Below are 22,163 nucleotides of genomic sequence, written 5' to 3' on the forward strand. Positions count from 1 at the left end.
CATTCCGATAGGTCGCTAACGATTGAAAAGTTTCAAGCAGGGCTGGCTTCGTATCCCTCTTCCCTGATTGCCCTGATCACGGTCTCGGACGACAAATTGCTTTGGACCTCAACAGTCTTGGCGCCCAGATCGACCTTTACCTCGGCGTTCGGGTCCTTGGCTTGAAGAGCCTGGGTGACAGCCTTTACACAATGACCGCAGGACATGCCCTGAACATTGAAGATCTGCATGAGAATGACTCCTTGGTTTGAGGTTGTGCGCAGTTTCAAGCTTGCCATCATGGCAAGGTCAAGTTCTGACAGAAACTGCCGGGCTGGCAATTGGCGTCGCGCTCGGCCAAGCTTCACCTATCAAGGATTTCACACCGGAGGTTCAGCCATGCGCTGGTCAGCGTTCAGCCTGTTTTGCATGCTCGGTTTTTCAGCACTGGTCCCCCCGGCATCGGCTGTTGGCGAAGACTACGGGGTGTTGATCATTTCCCGCGAGCGCCTGGAAGTGCCGACCAGCTGCGAAATCGGCATCTACATTCAGGACCAGCTCGCGGCCAGGCTGTTCCAGGAGCAGACCACCTCGTTCAATCTGCCGCCGGGCCAGTTCTCCTTGCGCTTGAAATTGCTGCCAGGCCAGGCGCCGGGTTGCAGTCCGGGCATGCTCGCCCCCGGCTCACAGGACATCACGCTCAAGGCCGGCGACATCCTGAAGTACCGCATCGCCATGACGCATGAGGGCATGTACCTCAAGCAGGCTGATCTCGGTTATTGACACTGCGAACCCGTGTGGGAGCGAGCCTGCTCGCGAAAGCGGTGTGATAGTCGATGAAAATATCGGCGCTTTCCCGGCCTCTTCGCGAGCGGGCTCGCTCCCACAAGGGGCAAGGGTCTTCGCAAGCTTTTGCATTGGTGCTTGACCTTGCCCGCGTGGCAAGGTTGATCCTGTAGTCACTCACTACAGGGAGCCTGTCCGATGTCCGAGTCCACCACCTTCGATCTGCCGATTTCCGGCATGACCTGCGCAAGCTGTGCCGGGCGAGTCGAGCGAGCCTTGGTCAAGGTCGCTGGCGCCAGCGCCGTCAGCGTCAACCTGGCAACGGAACAGGCGCGGATCCAGGCCCCGCAGGGAAGCCTGCCTGCGTTGGTGCAGGCCGTCGAGCAGGCAGGTTACAGCGTTCCCGTCCAGACCCTGGAGTTGAGCATCGAGGGCATGACCTGCGCCTCTTGCGTTGGCCGGGTCGAACGGGCGCTGGGGAAAGTTGCCGGGGTGAACCGCGCCAGTGTCAATCTCGCCAATGAGCGAGCCCACCTCGAATTGCTCGGGCAGGTCGATCCGCAAAGTCTGATCGATGCAGTCAAGCGCGCCGGTTACGACGCCAGTGTCTGGCAACTCGAGCAGCCTCGAAAAACCCGAACCGATCAGTTGAGCCGCGAGCGCGTCGCCCTGGTGCTGGCGATTGTGCTGTCGATCCCGCTGGTATTGCCGATGCTGTTGCAGCCGTTCGGCGTGCATTGGATGCTGCCGGCCTGGGCGCAATTCGCGCTGGCGACGCCAGTGCAATTCATCTTCGGTGCGCGGTTTTACGTCGCGGCGTTTAAAGCCGTCCGCGCCGGTGCCGGAAACATGGACCTGCTCGTTGCCCTGGGCACCAGCGCCGGCTATGGCTTGAGTCTCTATGAGTGGGCGATGGCCAGACCGGGGAGCATGCCGCACCTGTATTTCGAGGCATCGGCCGTGGTGATAGCCCTGGTGCTGCTGGGCAAGTACCTGGAAAGCCACGCCAAACGACAGACCGCCAGCGCCATCCGCGCCCTCGAAGCCTTGCGACCGGAGCGGGCGATCCAACTGATCGACGGTCAGGAACGGGACGTCGCTATCAGTGCGCTGCGCTTGAATGACCTGGTGCTGGTCAAGCCCGGCGAGCGCTTCCCGGTGGACGGTGAAGTGCTCGAGGGCCAGAGTCACGCCGACGAGGCGTTGATCAGCGGCGAAAGCCTGCCCGTGCCGAAGCAGCCCGGTGATCAGGTCACTGGCGGCGCGATCAATGGCGAAGGGCGCCTGCTGGTGCGCACCCGGGCCCTGGGGGCCGAGACCGTGCTGGCACGCATCATTCGCCTGGTGGAAGACGCACAGGCCGCCAAGGCGCCGATTCAGAAGCTGGTGGACAAAGTCAGCCAGGTTTTCGTGCCGGTCGTATTGATCCTGGCACTCGCAACGTTGCTTGGCTGGTGGCTCTACGGTGCGCCGTTGGAGACAGCGCTGATCAACGCCGTCGCCGTGCTGGTGATCGCCTGCCCCTGTGCCCTGGGCCTGGCGACGCCGACGGCAATCATGGCCGGCACTGGCGTGGCCGCCCGTCATGGCATTCTGATCAAGGACGCCGAGGCGCTGGAGCGCGCCCATGAAGTCGGCACGGTGGTGTTCGACAAGACCGGCACCCTGACGTCCGGCACGCCACGCATCGCTCATCTGGCCGCGCTTGATGGTGATGAGAACACGCTGCTGAACATGGCCGGCGCCTTGCAACGCGGCAGCGAACACCCGCTGGCCAAAGCGGTGCTGGACGCTTGCGCCGAACGCGGCCTGAGCGTAGCGGATGCCAGCGATAGCCAGTCCCTGACCGGACGCGGTATCGCCGGTAGCCTCGACGGGCGCCGCCTGGCCTTGGGCAATCGTCGCCTGCTGGAAGAGCTGGGCCTGGACCCCGGTTCGCTGGCCGAGTCGGCGCAAGCCTGGGAAACCGAAGGCCGAACCCTGTCCTGGCTCGTCGAGCAAGGCGCAACGCCTCGGGTCCTGGGCCTGTTCGCCTTCGGCGATACCCTCAAGCCCGGCGCTCTGGCGGCGGTCGAGGCCTTGAAGCAACGCCACATCGCCAGCCACCTGCTCACGGGCGACAACCGGGGCAGCGCTCGGGTCGTTGCCCAGGCATTGGGAATCGCCAACGTCCACGCCGAAGTGTTGCCGGGCGACAAGTCCGCCATCGTTCAACAATTGAAAGCCGACTCGGTGGTGGCGATGGTCGGCGATGGCATCAACGACGCTCCGGCCCTGGCCGCCGCCGACATCGGCATTGCCATGGGCGGCGGCACCGACGTGGCGATGCAGGCCGCCAGCATCACCCTGATGCGCGGCGATCCGCGCCTGGTACCGGCGGCGCTGGACATCAGCCGCAAGACCTACGCAAAAATCCGTCAGAATCTGTTCTGGGCGTTCGTCTATAACCTGATCGGCATTCCGCTGGCGGCGTTCGGTTTGCTCAACCCGGTGTTGGCCGGCGCAGCCATGGCGCTGTCGAGCGTCAGCGTGGTGAGCAATGCATTGTTGTTGAAGTTCTGGACACCCGCGCATCTGGAGGACAAGCGATGAACATTGGCCAGGCAGCCCGCCAGAGCGGCCTCAGCGCAAAGATGATCCGGTACTACGAATCCATCGGCCTGCTCAGGGCAGCCCATCGCACGGAGAGTGGCTATCGGATCTATGGCGCCGATGACTTGCACACATTGGCATTCATCAAGCGCTCCCGGGATCTGGGGTTTTCCCTGGAAGAGGTCGGCAAGTTGCTGACCTTATGGCAGGACCGTCAACGTGCCAGCGCCGACGTAAAGGCCCTGGCCCGGCAACATATCGAAGAACTGAACCAGAAAATCCGCGAACTGGCCGAACTGCGCGACACGCTCCAGGACCTGGTGGAGCACTGCCAGGGCGATCATCGCCCGGACTGCCCGATCCTCAGGAAATTGGCGTCGGGGTGATGTAGGAACTGATGCTCCCACAAGGATTCAGGCTGATCATCAAAAGCCCGGCCTCGGCCTGATGCGATTCACTCAAGGCATCGACAAACCCGTGGCGAGGGAGCTTGCTCCCGCTGGGCCGCGAAGCGGCCCCAAAAACCTGCCAAATGCGGAGCATCAGATACACCGCACCCGCAGATTCACGGCTGCTTCGCAGCCGAGCGGGAGCAAGCTCCCTCGCCACAGGGCCATCACTTTCTATGTGGACCGCATTTCGGCCATGGCCGGGTTTCAGGTCAACCGATCACTGCATCCACGGCGGAGGCGGCTCTTCGGTCTTGCCGGGTGGCGCATCGTCGGCGGCGCGTACGGCCTGGCGGCGCTCTTCATCCAGGCGCGCGGCCTCGATTTCGCGCATGATCCCGCCGACATCCGCCAGTTCTTCCGGCTCGTCGAACTCACCGGTCAGCACGCTCGCCGGGTGCAGGGTGCCTGCTTCATACAGGGCCCACATTTCCTTGGCGTATTTGGTGCGTTTCAGCTCCGGGGCAAACCGACCGAAGTAGGAGGCCATATTGCCGACGTCCCGCTCCAGCATGCTGAACGCGTGGTTGTTCCCGGCAGCGTCCACCGCTTGCGGCAGATCAATGATGACCGGCCCCGTCGGCGTCAGCAGCACGTTGAACTCCGACAGGTCGCCGTGCACCAGACCGGTACACAACATCAACACAATCTGGGAAATCAGAAAGGCGTGATACTCGCGGGCCTGATCCGGCTCCAGCACCACGTCGTTGAGACGCGGCGCCGCATCGCCGTACTCGTCGGCCACCAATTCCATCAGCAGCACGCCCTCGAGGAAGTCATACGGTTTGGGAACTCGCACACCCGCGCTGGCCAGTCGGAATAGCGCGGCCACTTCGGCGTTCTGCCAGGCGTCTTCGGTTTCCTTGCGGCCAAACTTCGAGCCTTTCGCCATGGCCCGGGCCTGACGGCTGTTGCGCACCTTGCGGCCTTCCTGGTACTCGGCCGCCTGGCGAAAACTTCGCTTGTTCGCCTCCTTGTAGACTTTGGCGCAACGTAGCTCGTTGCCGCAGCGCACCACATAAACAGCTGCTTCTTTACCACTCATGAGTGGGCGCAGCACCTCGTCGACCAGACCGTCCTCGATCAGGGGTTCAATGCGTTTTGGAGTCTTCATCAGCTTTTATTCTGGGTCCTTTATTACCAAACACGCGAATGACAGGTCGTTATACGGCAATCCTCCCTCCACGGGGAGGGGGTCCGACCTATGAACCCTGAATGCACACACTGTGCCGGGTCAGAACAACCGAGCCAAATCATAGTCGAGACCGAGCGTGGGTTGCTCAGTGAATGGCAAGCAGTTGCGACAACAGCCAAGCGAGTCAGCGCTTGAACAGCTCCCCCGGCGTAAAACCGAACAGCCCCTTGAATGCCGCAATGAAAGCGGACGTCGAATCATACCCACAGGACAAAGCCGCGCCGGTCACGCTATCGCCCCGTTCCAGCGATTCCAGGGAAGACAACAGGCGCATACGCTGGCGCCACGCACGGAAGCTCAAGCCGGTTTCACGCTGGAACAGGCGCATCAAGGTTTTTTCCGACGTGCCCAGGCGCTCGGCCCAGGCTTGCAGGGTCACGCTGCCTTCGGGTTGCTCGATCAATTCGTTGCACAGTTCCAGCAAACGAGCATGACGGGGCAATGGCAGGGAAAAGCCCACTTCCGGCAGCGCCGCCAGTTGGTCCAGCAGCACCTGGACCAAGCGTGTTTCCTGGGTCTCGCCCTGTGGGTAAGTGGCGGGAAACTGGCAGAACACTTTGATCAGCTCCCGCGCCAGCGGTGTAACTTCGAGCACCCGGCAACGATCTTCGGCCCACGGGCACGCCTGGCGATGGACGTAAAGACTGCGCATTTCCGCGCGCATGGACGTCACGACTTGATGCTCTAGGTCGGCCGGGATCCAGATGCCCCATTGCGGTGGCGCGAAGAAGCTGCCTTCGGCCGTATGGACGCCTAGCACGCCACTGATCGCGTAGGAAAATTGCACCCAATCGTGGCGATGAGCCTGGGTCCACGAACCGGCATTCAGACTTTCGACCCGGGCATAAAGCGGCCGAGGCAGCTCCGTCAGGTCCGGAATGCGTCGTTCGAGCTGTTGGTGTCCGTTAGTCGGCATTGATTGGCCTTATGTCGCAAGACGACTGGGTAGGCCGACGTTAGGCTAAGACGACTCTTCTTACAATCCGCGGTGCCCTATGCACATCCTCAGACACCTCAAGCGCATGGCGACCGACTGGTTCCTGTGCGGCATGTTGCTCGCCACGCTGCTGGCATATTTCTTCCCCCGCTTCGGCGCGACCGGCGGCGCCATGCATGCCGAATGGGTCGTCAACATCGGCATTTTCGTGGTGTTTTTCCTCCACGGTGTCAACCTGTCCGGCGAGCAGATCCGCCATGGCCTGAAAAACATCCGGCTGCACCTGATGGTGCAAGGCTTTACCTTTGTGGTGTTTCCATTGATCTGGCTACTCGGCAACTGGACACTGGGCAGCCATGTGCCGTCCTTGTTGATGCTGGGGTTCTTTTACCTGTGCGCGTTGCCTTCGACCATTTCGTCCTCGGTGGCCCTGACCGGCAGCGCCGGCGGCAACGTGCCCGCGGCGATTCTCAACGCCAGCTTGTCCAGCGTGCTGGGGGTTCTCCTGACGCCGCTGCTGGTGAGCCTGGTGGTCGGCCGCGGTGCCGATGGCATCGACCTGGGCTCGACGCTGCTCGACCTGTGCATGATGTTGCTGTTGCCGCTGGTGCTTGGGCAGTTTCTGCGGCGCTGGCTGGCCGGCTTTTTCGCGCGCTACAAGCGCTATACCAGCATCATCGACAAACTGGTCATCCTGCTGCTGGTCTACGCGGCATTCTGCAATTCGATGATTTCCGGGATCTGGCAACAACAAGGTCATGGCGTGCTGCTCAGCGCCGTGCTGGGCAGTGCGGTGTTGCTGGTTGTCATTCTGTGGATGACCACCCGCACCGCTCGCGCCCTGCGTTTCAACAACGCCGATGAAGTCGCCGCGGTATTTTGCGCGAGCAAGAAATCCCTGGCCGCCGGAGTGCCGATGGCGGCGCTGATTTTCGGCAACAACCCCGGCCTCGGGCTGATCCTGCTGCCGATCATGATCTATCACCCGCTGCAACTGATCGTCTGCTCGATCCTCGCCGAACGTTATGCAAGCCGACAACGGGCGCAGGCATCGCAAAAGAGCGAGGCCATCGTCAGCGCTCGATAATCGCCGTCACCCCTTGGCCGGCGGCTGCGCAGATGGAAATCAGCCCCCGGCCCTTCCCTGCCGCGTCCAGCAGTTTGGCCAGGTTGGCGACAATGCGCCCGCCAGTTGCGGCAAATGGATGTCCGGCGGCCAGTGAGCTGCCCTTCACGTTCAGCCGGCTGCGGTCGAGAGTCCCCAGCGGCGCATCAAGGCCCAGGCGGGCCTTGCAGTAATCCGGGTCTTCCCAGGCTTTCAAGGTGCACAGCACCTGGGCGGCGAACGCCTCGTGAATCTCGTAATAGTCGAAGTCCTGCAAGGTCAGGCCGTTGCGCGCCAACAGCCGCGGCACGGCATAGACCGGCGCCATCAGCAGACCTTCGGCGCCGTTGACGAAGTCCACTGCCGCCGTTTCGCCGTCACGCAGGTAAGCCAGAATCGGCAGCCCACGAGCCTTGGCCCACTCCTCGCTCGCCAACAACACCAGCGAGGCGCCATCGGTCAGTGGCGTGGAATTGCCCGCCGTCAGCGTGCCCTTGGCGGTTTTTTCGAAGGCCGGTTTCAGGGAAGCGAGTTTCTCCAGGGTCAGGTCCGGGCGCAGGTTGTTGTCGCGGGTCAGGCCGAGAAACGGCGTCATCAGGTCGTTGTGCCAGCCTTCGGCGTAAGCGGCGGCCATCTTTTGATGACTCTCCAAGGCCAACTGATCCTGCTCTGGCCTTGGAATCTGCCAGGTTTGCGCCATCAATTCGCAGTGCTCACCCATGCTCAGGCCGGTACGCGGCTCGTTGATGCGCGGCAGGGCAGGTACCAGGTGTTGGGGGCGCAGTTGCAGGAACGTCTTGATTTTATCGGCGGTAGTTTTCGCGCGATTGGCTTGCAGCAGGATCCTGCGCAGCCCTTCGTTGACGCCGATCGGTGCGTCGGAGGTGGTGTCCACGCCGCCGGCGATGGCGCTGTCGATCTGCCCGAGGGCGATCTTGTTGGCCACCAGCAGCACCGTCTCAAGCCCCGTGCCGCAGGCCTGCTGCACATCATAGGCGGGTGTGCTGGGCGACAGCCGCGAGCCGAGCACGCACTCGCGGGTCAGGTTCATGTCCCGGGAAAATTTCAGCACCGCCCCCGCGGCCATCTCCCCGATATGCACGCCGTGCAGGTTGTAGCGCTCGATCAAGCCTTCAAGCGCAGCGGTGAGCATCGCCTGGTTGCTGGCGGTGGCATAGGGCCCGTTGGAGCGGGCGAAAGGAATGCGGTTACCGCCGATGATCGCGACGCGGCGTAGCTGTGCCATGTAGAACTCCCCTTTGTATGTCCAAATGTGCCGTCAGCGTTGACCCATCACCCACGGGAGCAGGCTTGTTCCCATGTGAAGGCGGTGCTCTGGAACACAGCTTAGGCTTTATCCCGCCGATCGAACGACTGATTGCCAAACATGGTCCACACTTGGAACCTCATCAGCCGGAGTGTGTTCCATGTCAGACCGTTACATAGACTTTGCCAATTCGCCCATTGGCCTGCGTCTGGTTGGCGCTCTCGGCTTGCCATCACCGGTACGCCTGGAGCGTTGGCAGGCCGGGCGCCTGCGGCCAATCGAGGGTGCCTTGCTGCTGGGCGGCGGGCCGCTGACCGAACAGGTCGGCACATTCGCCAAGCGCCTGACCGACGCCATTTTCATCTACGGTGGCGAACCGACGCTCGCCACCGAATGGATCCCCGGGCACGGCCCGAAAATCAAGGCCGTGGTGTACGACGCCAGCCACCTGGCGCAGGTCGACCAGCTCAAGCAGTTGCGCGAGTTTTTCCAACCGCTGATGAAAAATCTCGACCACAGCGCTCATGTCGTCATCCTCGGCCGCGCTCCGGAAAACCTCGACGACCCGTTCGCCGCCAGCGCCCAGCGGGCTTTGGAGGGTTTCAGCCGTTCCCTGGCCAAGGAGCTGCGCCATGGCGGGACGCTGCAGTTGCTGTACGTTGGCGAAGGCGCCGAAACCCAGTTGGAAGGCGCCCTACGGTTTTTCCTGTCGCCCAAGAGTGCCTACGTTTCCGGGCAAGTGATTCGTCTCAAGGCCTGTGCAACCCAGGTCCAGGACTGGACCCGTCCGTTGACGGGGCTCAAGGCACTGGTCACCGGCGCTGCCCGTGGCATCGGCGCCTCCATTGCCGAAACACTGGCCCGCGATGGCGCCCATGTGATCCTGCTGGACGTACCGCCAGCCAAGGCCGACCTCGATGCCTTGGCCGCACGCCTGAGCGGGCGCAGCCTGACGCTGGACATCTGCGCAGAAGACGCAGCCGCGCAGTTGATCGAACACCTGCCCGACGGCGTCGACATCGTTGTACATAACGCTGGCATCACCCGGGACAAGACCCTCGCCAACATGACCCCGGAATTCTGGGACGCGGTGCTGGCAGTCAACCTCAATGCGCCGCAAGTGCTGACCAAGGCCCTGCTCGACAGCGGCACCCTGCGCGATAACGGCCGGGTCATCCTGCTGGCATCCATCAGTGGCATCGCCGGCAATCGCGGCCAGACCAACTACGCCGCGAGCAAGGCCGGGCTGATCGGCCTGGCTCAAGCCTGGGCGCCAACCCTGCAGGCCCGAGGCATCAGCATCAACGCCGTGGCGCCAGGCTTCATCGAAACCCGCATGACCGCAGATATTCCTTTCGCCCTGCGCGAAGCCGGGCGACGCATGAGCTCGCTGGGCCAGGGCGGCCTGCCCCAGGATGTCGCCGAAGCCGTGGCCTGGCTCGCGCAACCGGGCACCGGCGCCGTGACCGGACAGGCGCTGCGCGTGTGTGGACAAAGCCTGCTGGGGGCCTGATCATGACGATCCAATGGCATGAAATACACGCCTCGCCGTCGATGTCCGGGCTGTACGCCAAGGCCGCGACACGCCGCAAGATCACCGGCACTACGTTGCCGGACGTTGGGCTGCGCCAAGTGATCCAGGTCGATCAGCAACGCCTGGCGGCCTATCGCAAGGTCTGCGGCTTTACCGAAAACGGTCTGTTGCCACCGACCTATCCCCATGTGCTGGCGTTCGCCCTGCAAATGCAGCTGCTGACGGATCGGGATTTCCCGTTCCCGCTGCTGGGGTTGATCCATCTCAGCAATCGCATCCGCATACTGCGGCCCATGGGCGGGGTCAGCCAGGTGCGCGCCAGCGTCAATGTCGAGAAGCTCCAGCCACACGCCAAGGGCGCGGTGTTCGATCTCGTGACCCGCATTGAAGATCAGTTGGGACCGCTGTGGGAGGCCGAAAGCCAGATGCTGTGCAAAGGCGTCCAGCTTGATGGGGCGCTGGTGGAGGAACCGGCGAGCGCCGTCCTCGAGTTGACGGAAGTGGCACACTGGACAGCACCTGCGGACATCGGCCGGCAATACGCCAAGGTGTCCGGCGACTACAACCCGATCCACCTGAGCGCCGCCAGCGCCCGGCTGTTCGGCTTTCCCACCGCCATCGCCCACGGCCTGTGGAACAAGGCCCGGACGTTAGCGGCGCTGGACGACCATTTGCCCGAGGCCAACATCGAGATCGAAGTGAACTTCAGGAAACCGGTGCGCCTGCCCAGCGAGGTTACGCTGCTGGCGAGTGCCGCGGGGTCCAGTGGAAAACTGCGGCTGGTGGGGGCTGGAGAACTGGAGCACATGCTCGGCAGTTGGCAGCCGGTTGCCTGAATAAAAACGCCGTCCCTGTGAGAGCGAGCCTGCTCGCGAAGGCGATGGTCCTGCCTGCGCTGCTGCTGAATGGGACGGCCTCTTCGCGAGCAGGCTCGCTCCCACAAGGGCCATTCGTCAACGCGGGGGATAATTCGACAGGATCCGCCCCACCGTCTCGCGCACCTTGGTGCTGCGCTCCGTCGGGTTGGGCGACTCGCTGAGCAGCTGCTCATCGCTGCCACGCCACACCAGCTTGCCGTCCTTGCTGTCGAGCAGGTCGATCTGCACCGTGGCGACCTTATAGCTGACGTTGCGGGTTTCGTTGTACATCGGCCCGCCCCAATAGCCATTCCAGGGGCCGCCCCAGCCGCCGCCGTAGTTTGTCGTCACCTGTTGCTGACGGTCTTCGACGATCAGGTAGGCCTGGACTTGCACATCGCTGCGGGTACCGGACGGAGCCGGGCGCAAGCCGCGCTGGTCAAGCTGATCGGCGACGGCCTGGCGGATCCGCTGTTCGGTCAGGTCGCTCTTGATGCGGGGGTCATCCGGACGGTACTGCAACGCTGGCTCTTTCCAACTCCAACTGCGGTACGCCGCGAAATCGCGGGTGGTGTCGAAGTCATGATTGACCTGATTGGACGTACAGGCGCCAAGCAACGAGGCCAGGGCAAATGGGGCGATACGGCGAAACATGGTTTTTCTCCGTTGCGTAATCAACTGGGAGGATAAGCCGAAAGAGCCTTTTCCACCGCCTCACGAATGGCATCGCTACGTTCGCTCTGACTGCCTCGCTGGCTGGTCTCGGCGCTGGCACTCCATACCGGCTGGTTGTTGCGGGCATCGAACAGATCAACCCGAACCACCACGACCTGCTCCCGGTAAGTGCGTACCACGGGGACGCTGTTGTACATGCCATAACCCGGCCCGTATCGGTTGTAACCGCCGTAGTAGCCTGAATCATAATCGTCGCGAACCTGGCGTACGCGGGTCTCCAGGCGCAGGTCGGCACTGACGAAGAGGTCCGCCGGCCGATTGTCATGCAGCGGGCGCAGGCCGCGCTGGTCCAGGGCATTGCTCACCGCTTCTGCCACCTGCGCCGAGTCCGCCCAGGCCGTGCCCGGTGGCAATCGGCCATTGAGCCAGGCCCAGCTGCGATAGCGTCCATAATCCCGGGGCGGTGCGGGATAGGCGCTGCGATCGAATACCGTGGCGGCCTCGGGTGGGGCTGGCGGCAGCGGCCTGGATGTCGCGACATAAGGGTTGCTGCCCTGACAGGCCGCCAGCCCCAGGCACAACACCATTAACCCTGAACGACCTTTCATTTCGCTCTCCGATTGCTTTGCGGATCAGAGGGGACGGCAAACCCAGTGCAGATAACGTCCCAAGCCGGCAAAGGCCGGATGGCGACGGTGGGCCAGTTCCATCTCCAGCAGTTGCGCAAGCTCTGCACGACCCTGGAACTCCACCGGCATATAGTCGTGAAAAACTCGCACCCCACTCTGGGTTTCGACCTGCCACAGGCCTTCAAGTTGCGCCGCCAATTCTCTTGGATCAAGCGGTTGCTGAGGGGTCAGGCTTTGTTTCTCGCCGGCCATGTCGTTTTTACGCAGTTTGCGAAAGTGCCCCTTGAGCAGGTTGCGATAGACCAGCGCATCGCGGTTGTAGAACGCCAGGGACAACCAGCCGCCAGGCACCGTCAACTGATGCAGCACCGGCAGGATCGCATGGGGCTCGGCCAGCCATTCGAGCACCGCGTGGCACAGCACCAGATCGTAAGGTTCGGTGAGCTGGCCGAGCAGATCCTGCCACGGCGCCTGGATGAACGTTGCGGCCTGGCCCGCCGCGGCAAAGCGTTGGCGAGCGCCTTCGAGCATCGGCTCGGCCGGTTCGGCCAGGGTGACCTGATGCCCGCGCTCGGCCAGCCACAGCGACATGTGGCCCAGCCCCGCGCCAATATCCAGCACTCGCAAGGGGCGGTCCGGCAACGCTTCAAGGAGATCGGCCTGAAGCACGGCAAGCCGAATCGCCCCCTTGGCACCTCCGTAGATTTTTTCGGCAAAACGCGTGGCGAGTTGATCGAAATGGCGATCGCTCATTGGCCGAACCGCCGTTCGCTGTCGGCCAACTTGTTGCGCACCACGGCGTCCATGTCCAGGCCCAGCTCGCTGCACAGCAGCAACAGGTACAAGACGATGTCACCGATTTCCTGCCCGGCGTGGGCAAGTTTTTCCACGGGCAACTGGCGTGACTGCTCCTCGGTCAACCACTGGAAAATCTCCACCAATTCAGCCATTTCGACGCTGGCGGCCATGGCCAGGTTTTTCGGGCTGTGAAATTGCCGCCAATCGTTACGATCACGGATGGCATGCAGGCGTTCGGTCAGTTCAACAAGGTTCATCGGGCTCTCCTGGATGCGCATAGCTTCGAGGGGATGACGAGGTAAGGCAAGAGTCTCGATACAAAGCGCCGGTTTGCCCCATAATCGAACGATCCCGGCCCGGACCGCTCCTACATTCAGGAGCAAAAGGCTCAACGTAGATCCCTCTCATCAGGACGCACACATGCAGGTAGAAAGCTTTTTCGAATGGCTCGGTCAGGCGCTCGGTTCGGTGATCCGTTTTATCGTCGATCTGCTCAGTGGCCTGTTCAACACCCTGGCCAATGCCGGCGGCAATTTTGTCGAAGGCCTGTCCCGGACGCTGGGAATGGATACTTCAATCATCAGCATCATTGCGCTGATCCTCGGGCTGATGCTGTTGTACTCGGCGATCCGCGCCTTCATGCGGGCGTCAATCGTCATGGGCATCATCTGGCTGGTGCTGGGGTTGTGGCTGTTGAGCTGGATTATTCATTAAGGCATTCACCGCCAGACACCTGTGGCGAGGGGATTTATCCCCGTTCGGCTGCGTAGCAGTCGCAGACCGGGCGGCACGGTTCAACTGATGTAGCGCAGTGCCTGGTTCTGGGGCCGCTGCGCAGCCCAGCGGGGATGAATCCCCTCGCCACGATGAATCCGAACGCTGAGAGAACGATTATCAGGAACCCGCTACAATCGCGCTCCTTCAAGGAGCCCGCATGCCCAAGCTGATTACCGACTGGCGCGACCGCCTTACTCATCGCCGGGTCTGGGCGCTGGCTGCGCCGATGATTCTCTCGAACATTTCCGTGCCGCTGGTGGCGCTGGTGGACAGCACCGTCATCGGCCATTTGCCCCATGCCCATCAGTTAGGCGCAGTGGCGGTCGGAGCGAGTCTGTATACGGTGCTGGCATGGGCCATGGGTTTCCTGCGCATGGGCACCACCGGGTTCGCCGCCCAGGCGGCCGGGCGTGCCGACGGCGCGGCGTTGCGCCAGGTGTTGTTGCAGGGCCTGCTGTTGGCGATGGGGCTGGCGGTGCTGCTCGGTGCCATCGGTATTCCCTTGAGCGACGTGGCGCTGCACTTCATGCAACCGTCCGCCGAACTCAACCAGTTGACCCGCGATTTCTTCCACACTCGCCTTTTCGGCTTGCCGGCGGCGCTGGCCAGCTATGCGCTGGTCGGCTGGTTCCTCGGCGCCCAGAACGCCCGCGCGCCGCTGGCGATCCTGCTGGTGACCAACCTGGTGAACATCGCCTTGAACCTCTGGTTCGTGATCGGCCTGGACTGGGGCGTGACCGGTTCGGCCCGGGCGTCGGTCATCGCCGAATGGACGGGAGCGCTGGTAGGCCTGGCCCTGGCGCGCAACACCCTGCGCAACTGGCCTGGGCAGATAGCCTGGGCGGCGCTGGGCTTGTGGCAGAACTGGCGACCGTTGCTGGCGGTGAACCGGGACATTTTCATCCGCAGCCTGGTGCTGCAATCGGTGTTTTTCCTGATCACGGTGCAAGGCGCGCGCCTGGGCGATGCGACCGTGGCCGCCAATGCCCTGCTGCTCAACGGCCTGCTGCTGACCGCCCACGCCCTGGACGGCCTGGCCCACGCCGTGGAAGCACTGTGCGGCCACGCCATTGGTGCTCGCGACCGCCTGGCCCTGCGCCGTGCGCTGGTCGTTGCCAGCGGCTGGTCATTGATTGCCAGCCTCGGGTTTGCCCTGCTGTTCCTTCTTGCTGGGCATTTGTTCATCGACATGCAGACCGACATCGCCGAAGTGCGGAACACCGCATACGACTACTTGCCTTATCTGGCGGCGTTACCGTTGATTGCGGTATCGAGCTATCTGCTCGATGGCCTGTTCATCGGCGCCACCCGCGCCCGGGAAATGCGCAACGGCATGCTCCTGACCCTGCTACTGACGTTGCCGTTCGCCTGGGTCCTGCAAGGATTGGGCAATCACGGCCTGTGGATCACTTTCCTGCTGTTCATGGCCTTGCGCAGCCTGACGCTCGGTACCTTCGCCTGGCGTTTGCAACGACACGACAGCTGGCTCGGTGGCAATGCCCGGTGAGGCCTTCAATCCTGGTTGCCTTGCCATAGCTGCCGCAACTGCTCCAGACGTTCGTGTTGCGAGCCGCCAGCCAGCCCCGGCGCTGGCTGAGCATCAGGGTATTGCAAGCGTAGCCACAACCAGCCGTCGAGTGCGCTCTGTTCGCTGAACCCCAGCGCCAACCCTTGCTGCAAATATTCCCAGAGCGACCAGTAGTCATGCCCAATGGAGCAGGACCAACGCCAGACATGACGCTCCAATACACACGCCTGCAACTGGCTTTGTTGCCTGTCACTGAGGCCCGGCTCGTTCTCCAGCGCCGACACCGGCAAGCCGGGATTGGCGAGCTGTTGCCAGCCCTCCGAGCCCATGGTCCGATCAGCCCAGGTGCCTCCGAACCAGCGCAGAATGCTGATCGGCCCCATCCAGCAACTGAGTTCGCGAGGGTCGCAACCATCAAAAAAATAACTCGCGGTGTGCGGGTTGTAATAGCTCAACAAAGCCTTGTAGTGCAGGCCCAGCGTGACCGTCAGCATCCGCCGCAAATGCGTCAGCAGCGCCTCGACAGGCGCAGCGCTCACGATCAACAACCCCGGCCAGGACCGGCTATCGAGATGGCACAGGCTGGCCAGCGCTGGCGATCGCTGCAGATCCACCAACAGCGGGCCATCGTCCCTCAATTCGTGAAGATCGGTGTCTTCGAACAGAAGAAAGCGCCGTGCCTCGGCAAATTGCTCCCGCAGGCGCTGCGCGGCTCCGGAGGCGTCCGGCGCGTCGAGCAGCAGCCATTGCGGCGTGACCCCAGGCATGGCGGCAGCGTTCATGGCGCTGCGCCCGCACCACGTTGCGTCACCAGGCGGCAGACGCACACCGCCCGGGTGCAGGGGTTGAACGCCCCTCCGCCGGGCAACAGGCACAGCAGGAACAGCGGCTCGCCACCGCGCACTGCAGACAACAGGTGGTCATCGACGCCAGGCGTCCCGGGTGTTTCTGACAAGCTCGCGCTGGCTGGCGCTGGCTGTGTGCCAATGAGCGGCGGTGGGCCGAGAAAGGCGCAGATAAGCGGGCGATCCGGGTCACCCTCGATAAAGCTCACCAGGACCTCGGTGCCCTCACGAATCCGATCGCCTGCGCAGGCCGCCAGCTCAGGCGCCAACGGCAGCCAGCAATGGCTGGCGCTGGCCCCTTCCCCTTGATAGACCCAGTCGAACTGCACCGCCACTCGCCCAGGCACCTGGTCCGCAGGCTCATCCACGTCTACCACCCATCCGCGTTGCCGGCTCACCATGACCGGCTTCGCAGGCACCTTTTCTGCCACAAACGACAGCCCGAAGGGAATGGCCCGGAACCGGTTGGCATATCGACCTGACTGGCCACGATGCTCGACCCTGGTCAATAACCAGCGCCGGTTCCAGTCCTTGAAAGAGTGAGCGGTCAGGGTCAGGGTCTGGCCGCTGTGCAAGTGCATCAGATCGCTCTGGCCCTCGGCGGCCTGTATGCCGATGCCCTCGGAGCCAGCCTGAACGCTGAAGGCGTGCACGGCGTCAGCCTGGCCGTCACCGCCGTAGATGACTTCGCCAGCGGAAAAGACACTGCCCGGCGCATCGGAGAAAACCAGGCAGTGCCCATCCCGGGCATGCTCGAAATGGAACCGGATGCCAGCCTGGAAGCATATCCTTTGCAGAAATTGCAGGTCGGATTCCCGATATTGGCTACAGACATCCCGCGTCGGAAAATCACCGCTCAAGTCCAGGCACAGCCCGCGCCCGCCGATGCCGTGCCCGCTCAAGACCTGGCGAATGATCTGCGGTATCGAGCGGCCACTGAATACCCGCTGGCTGAAGCGCTGCGCCAGGTAGGCAAGCTTCGGCTCGATGCGCACATCGCAATTGCCGCCATGACGGTGCTGCACAACTTCGTGGAGCTGTCCGTGAATGCCCCGGCCGCAGCTCCCGAAACTCAACCAGACGCTGCGGTACAGCAGGCCCGCCAGGTCCAGCGGCGTGTCACTGGTCACCAGTTCCACCTCGAACAGGAAGGGTTCGCTGATGCTTTCATTGCCGGTGAAGGCCACGACAACAAAGGACTCGGGCAGACCGGTTATCTCCAGACGAAATGCTGACTCGCGGGCTGGACAGGACATCGGCGTTTCTCTACAGGAGGGGGCGACCGGGCATTCTGGCCGAGAGCCCGGGTCGAGTAGAGGGGCCAAGTACAAGTAAGGAACGGGACTACACGAAATAAGGACCTTTCCGATTAGCTGCCCCCGAGTGAGGAAATTTCCACAGCGCAAATCAAAACGCCCTCCGGAACTGTCCGAAAATACCCGCGGCATGCGGCGTATTTTCTGACAGTCCCGGAGGGCGTTGCGCTTGGCGCTATTGCCCTGTCAGGAAGACAGGTAGGAAGAACGAGTCAACCCGAGACGCAGGGCATCCAGGAACTGGGTGCGTTCGGCCGCCGTGATCCGGGCGCTGGCGCACTTGTCACGGTAATGAGTCATCAGTTCCTCCGGCGACAGGTGCACGTAGCGCAACATGTCCTCGATGGTGTCGTGGGTTTCGATACCGGCGTGGTACACGCTGCCGTCGGCGTTCTGGTAGATGTTCACCGAATCGGTGTCACCAAACAGGTTGTGCATGTCACCGAGGATCTCCTGGTAGGCACCCACCAGGAAAATGCCCAGCAGATAGTCTTCGCCCGGATTGAGCGAATGGACCGGCAGGCTGGTCTCGATGCTCTGCTCATCGACGTATTGCTTGATCTTGCCGTCGGAATCGCAGGTCAGGTCTTGCAGCACGGCGCGGCGCAGTGGCTCTTCATCGAGACGATGCAACGGCAGGATCGGCAACACCTGGCCGATCGCCCAGGTGTCCGGCAAGCTCTGGAACACCGAGAAGTTGCAGATGTACTTGTCGGCCAGCTTGTCGTTGAGCTCATCGAGCACTTGACGGTGCGAGCGCTGACGGGCCTTCAGCGAGTTGTGCAGACGACGGCAAACGGCGAAGTAGCACTGCTCGGCCAGGGCTTTCTCCGCCAGGGTCAGCTTGCCATCGGCGTACTGCGCAGCCACGTCGCTCATGTAGTGGGTGGCACGCCAGTAGGTCTCGGTGACCATCTCGATATCGGTCGGACCCAGCAGGTCCACCAGCCATTGCACGGTTTCCGGCAGGCTTTCCTTGTTTTCGATCACCGGCACATCGTCATGGTGCTTCTCGACGTCGGTGACCTGGACCACCAGCATCGCGTGATGGGCGGTCAACGAGCGGCCGCTCTCGGAAAAGATGTGCGGGTGCGGCAGGCTCTGGGCATCGCAGAACTCCTTGAGCATCCCCACCACGACCCCGGCGTAATCGTCCATGTCGTAGTTGATCGAGCTGGCGTTGCGCGAGTGCGTACCGTCGTAGTCGACGCCCAGACCGCCGCCGACATCGATGTGATCCACCGGCAGGCCGAGGTTGCGCAGCTCACCGTAGTAACGGATCGCTTCCTTGAAACCATGCTGGTAGTCCGCCAGGTTGGCGATCTGCGAGCCCATGTGGAAGTGCAGCAGGCGGATGCCTTGGTCCAGGCCGGCGCCGCGGAAGCGCTCGACCACCGACAACAGCTGCGCGGCAGATAAGCCGAACTTGGATTTTTCGCCGCCGGTATCGGCCCATTTGCTCGATGCCAGGGACGACAGGCGCACCCGCAGACCGACCTGCGGCTTGACCTTGAGCGACGCAGCCTCTTCGATCACCAGGCCGACTTCGGACTCCTTCTCGATCACGATGAAGACGTTGTGGCCCAGCTTCTGGCCCATCAGCGCCAGGCGGATGAACTCGCGGTCCTTGTAGCCATTGCAGACGATGGTCCCGCCCTTTGGCGCCAGGGCCAGCACCGCCAGCAACTCGGGCTTGGAACCGGCTTCCAGGCCGATGGAGACATTCTGGGTGGCGATGATGTTTTCGATCACCGCTTCCTGCTGGTTTACCTTGATCGGGTAAAGCGCGGTGTACTGGCTCTGGTATTCCAGGCGTGCAATGTTGCTGTCGAACGCGCCGGTGAGCTGACGCACCCGATCTTGCAGGATATCGGGGAAGCGCACCAACAGCGGCAACGAAAGGCCACTCTGGCGCAACTGGTCGACTTGCTCGTACAAATCGATCGGCGAACTGTCGGGGCCGTTCGGACGGACTTCGACGCGACCGGCTTCATTGATCGCGAAATACCCGGCCCCCCAATGGCGGATCCCGTAAACGCTGCGGCTGTCCGCAACTGTCCATTGGCTGCCATCGTCTTTGCGTGTGCGTCGTACGGACATCGAAGTCCCCTATAAAGAAGTCAAAATGCACCATCCGGTCGGAGGCTGGCGCAGTCTAGAGAATGGAAATGACGATTTGCCTGTAAGCAAGGTAGACCCTGCCCGCAGCGCTGAGTTTAGAACCCCGTTCAGAACAGGTTCTGTGAAAACCATGTGGGCGATCGCAAACCGAGGTCCGGATCAAGCCAGGGTGGGTTTCACAGAAGCTGCTAGCCGCCGGATTTCTTTGCCTTGAAACCGTGTCGGGTAAGTTCCGCCAGCAAGAGCTCGACATGATCGCCCTGGATCTCGATGACGCCGTCCTTCAACGCGCCACCGGTACCACAGCGTTTTTTCAGCGTCGTTGCCAGCTCTTTGAGCGCGTCCTCGGCCAGCGGCACGCCGGTGATTGTGGTCACCGTCTTGCCACCTCGACCTTTGCTTTCGCGGCGTACGCGAGCAATGCCGTCCCCGGCGGGAATGGCTGTCTGTTTGCAGATGCAGGCATCCACCGGCTGGCGGCAATCAGGGCAATGACGACCGGCGTCGGTAGAAAATACCAGGCCGCCCAGGGCGGCGAAGGATGCGGCTTTTTTGGCCACCGGCAATCCTCTTCGGAGGACAAAGACTGGTCGAGGGGCGAAAGTGCCTCGACCGCGAAGCCCCACTCAGGCAGGGGCAGCGCAGCTGGACCGAACGAAGTCGGCCAAGCTTGAAAAGTCGCGCAGTGTAACGACAAAAAGCCCACTTGCTAAGGGCCAATCAGCGCCAATTTACAGCTTCTTTGCGACACCGCGGTCACGGGCGCGCAAATAGCGCCCAAGCGCCGCCAGGGAGTCCGGGCAATACGGTTTGTGGCGGATTTCATCGAGCACCTGCTCGACGGGCAGAAAGCGTGCTTCCAGCACTTCTTCCGGTTGCAGGACCAACGGCCCGTCCCACACGGCGGAAAACGCCGCGCACCACAGGCGACTGCCGGTGTCCTCGAAATAGAAATGATCGTGGGCGACCAGTTCGACGCCGCTCACGCCTAATTCTTCGGCCAGCTCGCGTGCGGCCGACTCGGCGTACGTCTCGTGGGCCTGGACCATTCCCCCTGCCGCGACATCCCAATAGCCGGGGTAAATAGCCTTGCTCAAGGTTCTTCGATGAACGCAAAGCTCGCCCGCCGAATTGAACAGCATGATGTAGGTGCCGCGTCCGATCAGGCCTCGCTCGCGCAGATCCGAGCGCACCAGGCTGCCGAGCAGATTGTCGTCTTCGTCGACCCAAGCGATCAGCTCGGCATCCGAGGCCACTCGGTGAGCGTCCTCCCGGGTGCTTTCGTCCATCCTTCAGCCCTGATTGAGCAATTGCCGCAGGTCAATCACCGCCGCATTGGCCCGAGAAATATAGTTGGCCATGACCAGCGAGTGGTTCGCCAACACCCCGAAGCCGCTGCCGTTGAGAATCATCGGGCTCCAGATCGGCTCCTGTGAAGCCTCCAGTTCGCGAATGATCTGCCGCACGCTGACCGTCGCGTTCTTCTTCGCCAGCACGTCTGCGAAATCCACCTCGATGGCGCGCAGCAAGTGAGACAGCGCCCAGGCTTGGCCACGAGCCTCGTAGAACACGTTGTCGATTTGCAGCCAAGGTGTCTCGACAACTTCTTCGTCAACCTGCGGCACCTGCCCCGGCGCCGGGACCTCGGTCTTCAGCGAGGTGTTGAGCTTGACCCGGCCGACGCTGGCGGACAGGCGCTGGGACAGCGACCCCAGGCGCGTACCGACATCCCCCAGCCAGTTGTTCAGGTTGTCGGCGCGGGCGTAGAACAACGCGCTTTTCTGACTTGGATCGGACAGGCGCGCCTGATAACGGCTCAAGGAATTGATGCCTTCCTGGTATTCCGATTCGCTGGACGGGAGCACCCAGCTGCGGTTGTCGAAGTTGAAGCGCGGCTCGGCCTTGGCCAGGTCGGCGTCTTCGGCGGACTGCGACTGGGAACGGGCGAAGTCCTTGCGCAGGGCACGGCTCAGGTCGCGGACCTGCACCAGCACGCCGTATTCCCAACTGGGCATGTTGTCCATCCACAGGCCTGGCGGAAAGCGGTCGTTGGAAATGTAGCCGCCCTGCTTGGTCAGCAAGGTTCCGGCGACGGTCTTGAGGGTTTCCACAGTGGTGTAGCCGACCACCATCTGCCGGCCATCCTTCTCGGCCGCTGCCTGGGCGTTCTGCTGTACCGGAAACAGCTCGGGCTCCTGACTCCAATACCAGCCGACTGCAATAGTCGCCAGCAGGTACAGGCCAATGAGCGTGGCCAGCGCCCGACTGAAAAACAGCCCACCCAGATAGCTGCGGGTGTCCGATTTCGGTTCGGCGGCGCGTTCAGGCGCGCTGCCCGCGCGGTTCTTCCAGTCCAGCATGGCGATGTCCCTTCAATCACTTGAGTTCACGGTTCGACCACAACCTTACATCAACGTGCCTTGGCCGGCATCCGTCGTTGGGCTTATCGGAGAATTACCGCCACGAGACAACGCCCCGCCTAGGGGAATCCCTGAACCTCATCGGCTGGAAAATCGAAGAAACCGCGTCGTTAGAAGCGAAGATAACGCCACGCAAGCGGCGTCGTTACGCCGTACCGGAAAAGCCTGTATCGGCTGTTGGATATCACTGTAGCCCTTTATTTATATGAGCCGAGACCCGGTCCGCAAAGGCAATTCCAGACCGACAGGTCAGAAACTGAATGGCGCCTCCTGGCAGATTATTGATGTAGAACACTCATGTAAGGGAAAAGAGGTGCTAGCATAGAGCCACCAGTCGATCTCAGCATGCCCCC

The 22,163-nt window shown here is 62.4% G+C and carries 22 protein-coding genes; 8 read left to right on the forward strand and 14 right to left on the reverse strand.

Annotated elements, in window-relative coordinates; genetic code table 11:
* Positions 1-32: 32 nt before the first annotated feature.
* On the reverse strand, positions 33-230 hold the full coding sequence (locus PSH78_RS23160; RefSeq protein WP_305497039.1) for a heavy-metal-associated domain-containing protein: 198 nt from the start codon (positions 228-230) through the stop codon (positions 33-35).
* A gap of 148 nt (positions 231-378) precedes the next feature.
* Here PSH78_RS23160 and PSH78_RS23165 point away from each other — a divergent pair, with 148 nt between their 5' ends.
* The 3 genes from PSH78_RS23165 to cueR all read left to right on the forward strand — a co-directional run bounded on the left by PSH78_RS23165 (position 379) and on the right by cueR (position 3,743).
* Complete coding sequence (locus tag PSH78_RS23165) at positions 379-762, forward strand: hypothetical protein (protein ID WP_305497041.1); 384 nt, start codon at positions 379-381, stop codon at positions 760-762.
* Positions 763-963: 201 nt separating this feature from the next.
* Positions 964-3,357, forward strand: a complete 2,394-nt coding sequence (locus tag PSH78_RS23170) for a heavy metal translocating P-type ATPase (RefSeq protein ID WP_305497042.1) — start codon at positions 964-966, stop codon at positions 3,355-3,357.
* Positions 3,354-3,743: a Cu(I)-responsive transcriptional regulator gene (gene cueR / locus PSH78_RS23175; RefSeq protein ID WP_305497044.1), complete on the forward strand. Its 390-nt coding sequence runs from the start codon at positions 3,354-3,356 to the stop codon at positions 3,741-3,743. Before PSH78_RS23170 ends, cueR begins: the two co-directional genes overlap by 4 nt.
* A 283-nt stretch (positions 3,744-4,026) precedes the next feature.
* On the opposite strand, the gene PSH78_RS23180 is transcribed toward cueR, so the two are convergent.
* Both PSH78_RS23180 and PSH78_RS23185 read right to left on the reverse strand, forming a co-directional pair.
* Entirely contained in the window at positions 4,027-4,920 is an 894-nt protein-coding gene (locus PSH78_RS23180; RefSeq protein WP_072410317.1) for a PA4780 family RIO1-like protein kinase, read from the reverse strand.
* A gap of 205 nt (positions 4,921-5,125) precedes the next feature.
* Positions 5,126-5,917, reverse strand: coding sequence for a helix-turn-helix transcriptional regulator (locus PSH78_RS23185; protein ID WP_305497047.1), 792 nt, complete (start codon positions 5,915-5,917; stop codon positions 5,126-5,128).
* A 79-nt stretch (positions 5,918-5,996) separates the two neighbouring features.
* On the opposite strand from PSH78_RS23185, the gene PSH78_RS23190 reads away from it, so the two are divergent.
* On the forward strand, positions 5,997-7,025 hold the full coding sequence (locus tag PSH78_RS23190; protein WP_305497049.1) for a bile acid:sodium symporter family protein: 1,029 nt from the start codon (positions 5,997-5,999) through the stop codon (positions 7,023-7,025).
* Here PSH78_RS23190 and PSH78_RS23195 read toward each other — a convergent pair.
* Positions 7,012-8,289 carry an acetyl-CoA C-acetyltransferase gene (locus PSH78_RS23195; RefSeq protein WP_305497051.1) on the reverse strand — a complete coding sequence of 426 codons (1,278 nt, stop codon included), beginning with the start codon at positions 8,287-8,289 and terminating at the stop codon, positions 7,012-7,014. The two genes, PSH78_RS23190 and PSH78_RS23195, sit on opposite strands and share 14 nt — an antisense overlap.
* Before the next feature lie 181 nt (positions 8,290-8,470).
* On the opposite strand from PSH78_RS23195, the gene PSH78_RS23200 reads away from it, so the two are divergent.
* Both PSH78_RS23200 and PSH78_RS23205 read left to right on the forward strand, forming a co-directional pair.
* Complete coding sequence (locus PSH78_RS23200) at positions 8,471-9,823, forward strand: 3-oxoacyl-ACP reductase (protein ID WP_305497053.1); 1,353 nt, start codon at positions 8,471-8,473, stop codon at positions 9,821-9,823.
* Positions 9,824-9,825: 2 nt separating this feature from the next.
* The gene (locus PSH78_RS23205; protein ID WP_305497054.1) at positions 9,826-10,680 is read left to right on the forward strand and encodes a MaoC family dehydratase; all 855 of its coding nucleotides are present in this window, start codon (positions 9,826-9,828) and stop codon (positions 10,678-10,680) included.
* A 117-nt stretch (positions 10,681-10,797) separates the two neighbouring features.
* On the opposite strand, the gene PSH78_RS23210 is transcribed toward PSH78_RS23205, so the two are convergent.
* Genes PSH78_RS23210 through PSH78_RS23225 form a run of 4 tightly spaced genes read right to left on the reverse strand, consistent with a single transcriptional unit; the run spans position 10,798 to position 13,060 of the window.
* Positions 10,798-11,355 (reverse strand): DUF4136 domain-containing protein, encoded by a 558-nt coding sequence (locus PSH78_RS23210; protein WP_305497056.1) that lies wholly within the window; start codon positions 11,353-11,355, stop codon positions 10,798-10,800.
* Between the two features lie 20 nt (positions 11,356-11,375).
* Positions 11,376-11,984 (reverse strand): DUF4136 domain-containing protein, encoded by a 609-nt coding sequence (locus PSH78_RS23215; RefSeq protein ID WP_305497058.1) that lies wholly within the window; start codon positions 11,982-11,984, stop codon positions 11,376-11,378.
* 24 nt (positions 11,985-12,008) lie between these two features.
* Entirely contained in the window at positions 12,009-12,758 is a 750-nt protein-coding gene (locus PSH78_RS23220; RefSeq protein ID WP_305497060.1) for a methyltransferase, read from the reverse strand.
* Positions 12,755-13,060 carry a MazG-like family protein gene (locus PSH78_RS23225; RefSeq protein WP_305497062.1) on the reverse strand — a complete coding sequence of 102 codons (306 nt, stop codon included), beginning with the start codon at positions 13,058-13,060 and terminating at the stop codon, positions 12,755-12,757. Before PSH78_RS23225 ends, PSH78_RS23220 begins: the two co-directional genes overlap by 4 nt.
* Before the next feature lie 163 nt (positions 13,061-13,223).
* Here PSH78_RS23225 and PSH78_RS23230 point away from each other — a divergent pair, with 163 nt between their 5' ends.
* Positions 13,224-13,517: a hypothetical protein gene (locus tag PSH78_RS23230; protein ID WP_305497064.1), complete on the forward strand. Its 294-nt coding sequence runs from the start codon at positions 13,224-13,226 to the stop codon at positions 13,515-13,517.
* A gap of 220 nt (positions 13,518-13,737) precedes the next feature.
* On the forward strand, positions 13,738-15,087 hold the full coding sequence (locus PSH78_RS23235; protein WP_305497066.1) for an MATE family efflux transporter: 1,350 nt from the start codon (positions 13,738-13,740) through the stop codon (positions 15,085-15,087).
* A 5-nt stretch (positions 15,088-15,092) separates the two neighbouring features.
* On the opposite strand, the gene PSH78_RS23240 is transcribed toward PSH78_RS23235, so the two are convergent.
* From PSH78_RS23240 to PSH78_RS23265, 6 genes are all read right to left on the reverse strand, one after another.
* Positions 15,093-15,890, reverse strand: coding sequence for a DUF4123 domain-containing protein (locus PSH78_RS23240; RefSeq protein WP_305497067.1), 798 nt, complete (start codon positions 15,888-15,890; stop codon positions 15,093-15,095).
* Positions 15,887-17,209: a type VI secretion system Vgr family protein gene (locus PSH78_RS23245; protein ID WP_305497068.1), complete on the reverse strand. Its 1,323-nt coding sequence runs from the start codon at positions 17,207-17,209 to the stop codon at positions 15,887-15,889. Before PSH78_RS23245 ends, PSH78_RS23240 begins: the two co-directional genes overlap by 4 nt.
* A 246-nt stretch (positions 17,210-17,455) precedes the next feature.
* Complete coding sequence (speA, locus tag PSH78_RS23250) at positions 17,456-19,369, reverse strand: arginine decarboxylase (protein ID WP_039593533.1); 1,914 nt, start codon at positions 19,367-19,369, stop codon at positions 17,456-17,458.
* 209 nt (positions 19,370-19,578) lie between these two features.
* Positions 19,579-19,950 carry a translation initiation factor Sui1 gene (locus tag PSH78_RS23255; RefSeq protein ID WP_249876288.1) on the reverse strand — a complete coding sequence of 124 codons (372 nt, stop codon included), beginning with the start codon at positions 19,948-19,950 and terminating at the stop codon, positions 19,579-19,581.
* 171 nt (positions 19,951-20,121) lie between these two features.
* Positions 20,122-20,679 carry an NUDIX hydrolase gene (locus tag PSH78_RS23260; protein ID WP_305497071.1) on the reverse strand — a complete coding sequence of 186 codons (558 nt, stop codon included), beginning with the start codon at positions 20,677-20,679 and terminating at the stop codon, positions 20,122-20,124.
* Positions 20,680-20,682: 3 nt separating this feature from the next.
* Entirely contained in the window at positions 20,683-21,750 is a 1,068-nt protein-coding gene (locus tag PSH78_RS23265; RefSeq protein WP_305497072.1) for a DUF2333 family protein, read from the reverse strand.
* Positions 21,751-22,163: the final 413 nt, after the last annotated feature.

Source organism: Pseudomonas sp. FP198, from assembly GCF_030687895.1.
Taxonomy (GTDB): domain Bacteria; phylum Pseudomonadota; class Gammaproteobacteria; order Pseudomonadales; family Pseudomonadaceae; genus Aquipseudomonas.

Bases quoted from the DNA above. Each gene is read 5' to 3' on its own strand.
- PSH78_RS23160 (WP_305497039.1), bottom strand. From the start codon at position 230: ATGCAGATCTTCAATGTTCAGGGCATGTCCTGCGGTCATTGTGTAAAG.
- PSH78_RS23165 (WP_305497041.1), top strand. From the start codon at position 379: ATGCGCTGGTCAGCGTTCAGCCTGTTTTGCATGCTCGGTTTTTCAGCA.
- PSH78_RS23170 (WP_305497042.1), top strand. From the start codon at position 964: ATGTCCGAGTCCACCACCTTCGATCTGCCGATTTCCGGCATGACCTGC.
- cueR (WP_305497044.1), top strand. From the start codon at position 3,354: ATGAACATTGGCCAGGCAGCCCGCCAGAGCGGCCTCAGCGCAAAGATG.
- PSH78_RS23180 (WP_072410317.1), bottom strand. From the start codon at position 4,920: ATGAAGACTCCAAAACGCATTGAACCCCTGATCGAGGACGGTCTGGTC.
- PSH78_RS23185 (WP_305497047.1), bottom strand. From the start codon at position 5,917: ATGCCGACTAACGGACACCAACAGCTCGAACGACGCATTCCGGACCTG.
- PSH78_RS23190 (WP_305497049.1), top strand. From the start codon at position 5,997: ATGCACATCCTCAGACACCTCAAGCGCATGGCGACCGACTGGTTCCTG.
- PSH78_RS23195 (WP_305497051.1), bottom strand. From the start codon at position 8,289: ATGGCACAGCTACGCCGCGTCGCGATCATCGGCGGTAACCGCATTCCT.
- PSH78_RS23200 (WP_305497053.1), top strand. From the start codon at position 8,471: ATGTCAGACCGTTACATAGACTTTGCCAATTCGCCCATTGGCCTGCGT.
- PSH78_RS23205 (WP_305497054.1), top strand. From the start codon at position 9,826: ATGACGATCCAATGGCATGAAATACACGCCTCGCCGTCGATGTCCGGG.
- PSH78_RS23210 (WP_305497056.1), bottom strand. From the start codon at position 11,355: ATGTTTCGCCGTATCGCCCCATTTGCCCTGGCCTCGTTGCTTGGCGCC.
- PSH78_RS23215 (WP_305497058.1), bottom strand. From the start codon at position 11,984: ATGAAAGGTCGTTCAGGGTTAATGGTGTTGTGCCTGGGGCTGGCGGCC.
- PSH78_RS23220 (WP_305497060.1), bottom strand. From the start codon at position 12,758: ATGAGCGATCGCCATTTCGATCAACTCGCCACGCGTTTTGCCGAAAAA.
- PSH78_RS23225 (WP_305497062.1), bottom strand. From the start codon at position 13,060: ATGAACCTTGTTGAACTGACCGAACGCCTGCATGCCATCCGTGATCGT.
- PSH78_RS23230 (WP_305497064.1), top strand. From the start codon at position 13,224: ATGCAGGTAGAAAGCTTTTTCGAATGGCTCGGTCAGGCGCTCGGTTCG.
- PSH78_RS23235 (WP_305497066.1), top strand. From the start codon at position 13,738: ATGCCCAAGCTGATTACCGACTGGCGCGACCGCCTTACTCATCGCCGG.
- PSH78_RS23240 (WP_305497067.1), bottom strand. From the start codon at position 15,890: ATGAACGCTGCCGCCATGCCTGGGGTCACGCCGCAATGGCTGCTGCTC.
- PSH78_RS23245 (WP_305497068.1), bottom strand. From the start codon at position 17,209: ATGTCCTGTCCAGCCCGCGAGTCAGCATTTCGTCTGGAGATAACCGGT.
- speA (WP_039593533.1), bottom strand. From the start codon at position 19,369: ATGTCCGTACGACGCACACGCAAAGACGATGGCAGCCAATGGACAGTT.
- PSH78_RS23260 (WP_305497071.1), bottom strand. From the start codon at position 20,679: ATGGACGAAAGCACCCGGGAGGACGCTCACCGAGTGGCCTCGGATGCC.
- PSH78_RS23265 (WP_305497072.1), bottom strand. From the start codon at position 21,750: ATGCTGGACTGGAAGAACCGCGCGGGCAGCGCGCCTGAACGCGCCGCC.